This is a genomic window from Bacteroides sp. An269 (assembly GCF_002159755.1).
GTDB lineage: Bacteria > Bacteroidota > Bacteroidia > Bacteroidales > Bacteroidaceae > Phocaeicola > Phocaeicola intestinalis.
In genome coordinates this window covers 40,793-46,954 of record NZ_NFJG01000020.1, presented here as the reverse complement: position 1 = coordinate 46,954, position 6,162 = coordinate 40,793, and the positions used below count along the sequence as shown (strand labels likewise).

5 protein-coding genes are annotated in these 6,162 nt (G+C 43.0%); 1 reads left to right on the top strand and 4 read right to left on the bottom strand.

All coding sequences use genetic code 11. The features are described 5' to 3' along the window. The first annotated feature begins 25 nt into the window (after nucleotides 1–25). Entirely contained in the window at nucleotides 26–286 is a 261-nt protein-coding gene (locus B5F71_RS20165) for a hypothetical protein (protein WP_158098046.1), read from the top strand. On the opposite strand, the gene recQ is transcribed toward B5F71_RS20165, so the two are convergent. The 4 genes from recQ to tig all read right to left on the bottom strand — a co-directional run bounded on the left by recQ (nucleotide 279) and on the right by tig (nucleotide 6,160). Beyond that, the gene (gene recQ, locus B5F71_RS06275) at nucleotides 279–2,462 is read right to left on the bottom strand and encodes a DNA helicase RecQ (RefSeq protein WP_087208545.1); all 2,184 of its coding nucleotides are present in this window, start codon (nucleotides 2,460–2,462) and stop codon (nucleotides 279–281) included. The two genes, B5F71_RS20165 and recQ, sit on opposite strands and share 8 nt — an antisense overlap. A 154-nt stretch (nucleotides 2,463–2,616) precedes the next feature. Next, nucleotides 2,617–3,861, bottom strand: coding sequence for an ATP-dependent Clp protease ATP-binding subunit ClpX (gene clpX / locus B5F71_RS06270; RefSeq protein WP_022040077.1), 1,245 nt, complete (start codon nucleotides 3,859–3,861; stop codon nucleotides 2,617–2,619). A 104-nt stretch (nucleotides 3,862–3,965) separates the two neighbouring features. After that, nucleotides 3,966–4,637, bottom strand: a complete 672-nt coding sequence (gene clpP, locus B5F71_RS06265) for an ATP-dependent Clp endopeptidase proteolytic subunit ClpP (RefSeq protein WP_022040078.1) — start codon at nucleotides 4,635–4,637, stop codon at nucleotides 3,966–3,968. Nucleotides 4,638–4,813: 176 nt separating this feature from the next. Continuing rightward, nucleotides 4,814–6,160 carry a trigger factor gene (tig, locus tag B5F71_RS06260; protein ID WP_022040079.1) on the bottom strand — a complete coding sequence of 449 codons (1,347 nt, stop codon included), beginning with the start codon at nucleotides 6,158–6,160 and terminating at the stop codon, nucleotides 4,814–4,816. Nucleotides 6,161–6,162: the final 2 nt, after the last annotated feature.

Here is a 6,162-nt window from a genome sequence, read left to right as displayed (position 1 = left end):
GAAGCTGTTTTGAATTTATCGTGCGATGATTTGGGATGAGTTTTTGAGGCATTTTCGCTTCTGTGATGAGGAAGATAGCGGGCTATCTGACGAAGAACAGGGGCGAAAAAGACCAAAAAATCGCCCAAAGCACACACGAAAACGTATACATCAAGACAAGAAAAACTTTTTGGAGAAATTCAAAACAGCTTCTCATATAAAAAGGAACCATGACAAATGTTCCGTCATGATTCCTTCCTCATATTTCCGCACATTGTCCGATAACGGACCTACAACTATCAATTAGCCATTTCTGAAATGAACTTGATGCGCACCAACCGGATTTCTTCTTCCGTATAATCACCTCCCAGCTCACTCATGGCATCGTCTATCTTGTCTGTAGTAGACTCTTTGAAATAATCATAAATATCAAGCATGTGGTCTTCATCCATGACTTCTTCCAAAAAGTAATCGATATTCAGTTTTGTGCCAGAATAGACTATAGCCTCGATTTCATCAAGCAATTCATTAAATTCGATTCCTTTTGCTACAGCTATGTCATCAAGCGCTACTTTACGGTCAATACTTTGAATAATAGAGACTTTCAGTTTCGACTTATTGGCAACTGTACGCACACGCAAATCTTCCGGACGGTCGATTTCGTTCTCCTCGCAATGCTTCTTGATCAAATCGCAGAACTCCTGTCCGTAACGTTTAGCCTTACCGGCACCCACTCCCGGAATATTCTGCAGTTCCTCCAATGTTATCGGATAGATGGTAGCCATTGCTTCCAACGACGGATCCTGAAATATGACATAAGGCGGTACATCCAGTTTCTTTGACATCTTCTTGCGCAAATCTTTCAGCATAGAGAACAGCACCGGATCAACGGCACACGAAGCACCGCCGCGCATCGGCACGTCTTCGATTTCTTCTTCATCGAAATCTGTATCTTCTACAATCTTGAACGATTTAGGCTTCTTCAAGAACTTGCGTCCCTCAGCCGTCACTTTCAGCAAGCCATAGTTTTCTACATCTTTACTTAAATATCCGGCAATCAGCGCCTGGCGAATCACGGCATTCCACAACCTTTCTTCTTCGCCCATACCCGAACCGAACACTTCCAGTTCTTCGTGTTTGTGCGCCAATACCTCGCTTGTCTCTTTTCCCAAAAGGATATCAACAATATAATCTTGTTTAAAGTTTTCTTTAACTGCAATGATTGTTTCAATCACTGCACACAATGAATCCTGAGCCTCCACTTGTTTCTTCGGATTTAAACAGTTATCACAATTACCACAATTATCTTCTGTATATTCTTCACCGAAGTAATGCAACAACACCTTTCTACGGCACACTGATGATTCGGCATAAGCTGCAGTTTCCAACAGTAATTGCTTTCCAATTTCCTGTTCGGAAACAGGCTTTCCCTGCATAAATTTTTCCAACTTCTGCAAGTCTTTGTTCGAATAGAACGTTATACATTGGCCTTCCCCTCCGTCACGTCCAGCACGCCCAGTTTCCTGATAATACCCTTCCAGGCTTTTCGGCATATCATAATGAATTACAAACCGGACATCCGGCTTGTCTATTCCCATACCGAAAGCAATGGTGGCAACAATCACATCAACGTCTTCCTTCAAAAAAGCATCCTGATTGGCATTCCGTGTAGCCGAATCCATACCGGCATGATAAGGACGCGCCTTAATGCCATTTGCCTGAAGGATTTCGGCAAGCTCCTCCACTTTCTTCCGGCTCAAACAATAAATGATACCTGATTTTTCCGGATTCTGCTTAATGAAACGGATAATATCCTTGTCTATATTATTGGTCTTAGGACGTACCTCATAATACAAGTTCGGACGATTGAAAGAAGACTTGAACTCAGTTGCATCCACCATCCCTAAATTTTTCTGGATATCCATTTTTACTTTAGGTGTAGCCGTTGCCGTCAATGCTATCACCGGAGCTTTTCCGATTTCATTGATAATCGGCCGAATACGGCGGTATTCCGGACGGAAGTCATGTCCCCATTCAGAAATGCAGTGCGCCTCATCAATTGCATAAAAAGAGATTTTTACATGCTTCAGGAAATCAACATTTTCTTCTTTCGTCAATGATTCGGGAGCCACATACAACAACTTGGTTTTTCCAGCCAAGATGTCCGACTTCACCTGATCAATCGCTGATTTCGTGAGTGAAGAATTAATGAAATGCGCTACTCCATCTTCTTCGCTGTAGTTGCGCATCGCATCTACCTGATTTTTCATCAGAGCAATGAGCGGAGATATCACGATAGCCGTACCTTCCATCAATAAGGAAGGCAACTGATAACACAAAGATTTCCCTCCACCGGTAGGCATTAACACAAATGTATCTTTGCCTGCCAGCAGGTTACGAATAATAGCTTCCTGGTTTCCCTTAAATGTATCGAAACCGAAATACTTTTTCAATTGTGCTGCTAAATTGATGTTTTCCGCCATTGTCTCTTCATTTTAAGTGATGTTAGTATTCAAGTTTTTCAAGAGAATAATTCCTTTTTCCTCTTAACAAAGTTATAAACAAGTTTTGATATTATGCAAATTTCTTAGGAATAAATTCAAGAAAAAACTACTTTTTTCATCACTTTCCATGTTTTTAAGCCATTTGAAGACGCGAGATGTTCGCTTTTCCCATCTGTTCTTTCGCATAATCGAGCGTCACGACAAAGGTATCCACCTTGTGCGAAGGAACCTCGAACATCGTGTCCATCATAATGGTTTCCACGATGGAGCGCAAGCCGCGGGCTCCCAACTTATACTCGATAGCCTTATCGACAATATATTCGAACACCTCCGGCTCGAACTCCAATTTCACGCCATCCATTTCGAACAATTTGATATATTGCCTGATAATGGAATTCTTGGGTTCGGTCAGAATGTTGCGCAATGCCGTACGGTCCAACGGGTTCAGATAAGTCAGTATCGGCAAACGTCCGATAATTTCAGGAATCAGGCCGAATGACTTCAAGTCTTGAGGTGCAATATACTGCATCAAGTTCTTGCGGTCGATATTCACCGTATTCTTTGCTGCACCATATCCTACCACGTGCGTATTCAGGCGCTGGGCAATCTTACGTTCTATCCCATCGAACGCCCCTCCACAAATAAACAAGATGTTCTTTGTATTTACCGGAATAAGCTTCTGCTCCGGATGCTTACGTCCGCCCTGGGGAGGCACATTGACGATAGACCCTTCCAAGAGCTTCAGCAAACCTTGCTGAACCCCTTCACCACTGACGTCACGGGTAATAGAAGGATTATCCCCCTTACGGGCTATCTTGTCTATTTCATCAATAAACACAATACCTCGTTCTGCCTCGGCAACATTGTAGTCTGCTACCTGCAACAGGCGGGTGAGGATGCTTTCGATATCTTCGCCCACATAACCGGCTTCGGTCAAGACCGTAGCATCGACAATGGTAAAAGGTACGTGCAGCAACTTGGCTATGGTGCGCGCCAGCAATGTCTTTCCAGTTCCTGTGCTTCCTACCATTATGATATTCGACTTCTCGATTTCCACATCATCTTTGCTCTCGGGCTGCAACAAACGCTTGTAATGATTGTAAACAGCCACCGAAAGGTAACGCTTGGCACTATCTTGCCCGATGACGTATTGGTCAAGAAACTCCTTGATTTCTTTCGGTTTCGGTAAATCCTGCAAATTCAGATTCAAACCGTTTCCTTTCTGGCGAACAGCTTCCTGTACGATTTCATGCGCCTGTTCGGCACAACTGTCGCAAATACATCCGTTGACCCCCGTTATCAAAAAGCCCACTTCATTTTCCGACCGTCCACAAAAGCTGCAACGCCGTTTGCCTCTTTGATTCGTTTTATCTTCCAATTTTCTTGTTTTTTAGTTGAAAAGTCAACAAGCTGGCAAGACTTCTTAATTACCATTCAGGTCTTTGCCAACTTGTTATCTGATACTTTGTTTACTCGTTAATACTACAATACCGGTTTACGCGACAACACTTCGTCAATCATACCATATTCCTTGGCCTCTTGTGCTGTCATCCAGTAATCACGGTCCGAGTCTGCCCATACCTTATCGAAATCGGTATGCGAATGTTCGGCGATAATCGTGTACAATTCTTTCTTCAATTTCTGTATTTCACGTGCCGTAATCTCAATGTCGGATGCCTGACCCTGTGCTCCTCCCATCGGCTGATGAATCATCACCCGTGAATGCGTCAACGCAGACCGCTTGCCTTCCTTGCCAGCCACCAGCAACACCGCAGCCATCGAAGCAGCCATACCGGTACAAATGGTAGCCACATCACTACCGATAAACTGCATTGTGTCATAAATACCCAGACCGGCATATACCGACCCGCCCGGAGAATTGATATAAATAGAAATGTCTTTACCCGAATCTACTGAATCCAGATACAGCAGCTGCGCCTGCAAGGTATTGGCTGTATAATCATCAATCTGGGTTCCGAGGAAAATGATGCGGTCCATCATCAAACGCGAGAACACATCAAGCTGCGTCACATTCAGCTGACGTTCTTCCAAAATATAAGGATTCAAATAACCTGCCTGCGACTTGATTACGTCATCAAGCACCATGCTGTTCATGCCTAAATGCTTGACAGCATATTTTCTAAAATCATCCATTCGTCTATTAAGTTTTTAATTGTGTTTTAATCTGAATAAAAAGAGAAGCTTTTAAACTGGCCTCTTCTTTCCGCTTGGGCAAAAGTACAAAAACTTCCACTCACTTAACGGAATGCCAAATTAAAAGCTCCTCTTTTAGCAAGTTTTAGCAATTCGCCTTCACCACAGGAAGGAAATCACTCAAACATCTTATTGAATTCTTCTGCCGAAACGGCCTTGTGGTTTAATGTAACCTGTGCTTTCAATGCTTCTGCCAGCTTGCTTTCCACAGCACGGTTTACCAAAGCTTCCACACTTTCGCGTTTCTTCAACATTTCCTTCGAATAGTTATCCAGCAGTTCATCCGGAACATTGATCATGCCATACTGGGCAAATTGAGCACGAGTAGCTTCCTTGGCCATTTCGTTAATATCTGCCTGTTCTATTTTAATTCCGTTGGCAGCCACCAGTTTTTCCTTAATCAGGTGCCAAGTCAGTTCTTCCAGACTCTTCTCATAGTGTTCTGAAACGAACTCTTCGCCTTTATCCTTGTTGTTTTCCAGCATGATGCGCTTCATCAACTCATCAGCGAACTGCAATTTTCCGATTTTTCCGGATACATACGAGCGCACATCAATCAAGAATTTATAATCACTGTCTGCTTCGTATTGCTTGGCAATGGTTTCCTTGATTTGTGCACGGAATTCCTCTTCACTATGCGCCTTGCCTTCACCCAAAACCTGATCGAACAGTTCCTGATTCAAGTCTCCCGGAATCATACGTGTAATCTCTTCTATCTGGAAGCTGAAATTGCCGGTATGTGCACCCACTTCTTCTTTCTTGATTTTCAAAAGTGACGACAATTCGGCTTCATTGTTGTCGAAAGCAACAGACGGGTTGAACACCAACACAGTATTCACCTTCGCACCGTTGAATACAGCCTTCTGGTCATCATTCTTCATATAAGTAGGCATCATTACTGCACCTTCTACCTGAATGCCGCCTTCTTTGGTATTTCCGTTTTCATCCAATTCGGCAAGCAAACCTTTCAACAAATCATTGTCCTGATAGTCTTCCACCTTTTCATATTTGGCCGTACGCTGAGTATACAACTTCACCTGTTGGTCTACCATCTCGTCTGTGACATTGATGTCGTAATAATCAATGGTATCAGCAGCCGACAAATCTACTGTAAATTCGGGAGCCAAGGCAATATCGAAAGAGAATTCAAAGTTTTCGTCATTGGCAAAATCTACATTGCTTTCTTTGGGAAGCGGAGCGCCCAACATATCCACTTTATTTTCACGAATATATTCGTTCACCTTTTCCTGCATCAATTTGTCAACTTCCTCTACCAATACTGACGTACCATACTGCTTCTTGAGCAATGTCATCGGAACCATGCCTTTGCGAAATCCCGGCATATTCACGTTCTGACGGAGCTTTTTCAATGTTTTTTCTACTTTTTCCTGATAGTCAGCTTTTTCAATCTGAACGGTAAGCACCGCGCTCACCTTGTCTACATTTTGCAATGAAATATTCATTT

Excerpts from the sequence above, each read along its gene's own strand:
- recQ (WP_087208545.1), bottom strand. The coding sequence starts at position 2,462 with ATGGCGGAAAACATCAATTTAGCAGCACAATTGAAAAAGTATTTCGGT.
- B5F71_RS20165 (WP_158098046.1), top strand. The coding sequence starts at position 26 with ATGATTTGGGATGAGTTTTTGAGGCATTTTCGCTTCTGTGATGAGGAA.
- clpP (WP_022040078.1), bottom strand. The coding sequence starts at position 4,637 with ATGGATGATTTTAGAAAATATGCTGTCAAGCATTTAGGCATGAACAGC.
- tig (WP_022040079.1), bottom strand. The coding sequence starts at position 6,160 with ATGAATATTTCATTGCAAAATGTAGACAAGGTGAGCGCGGTGCTTACC.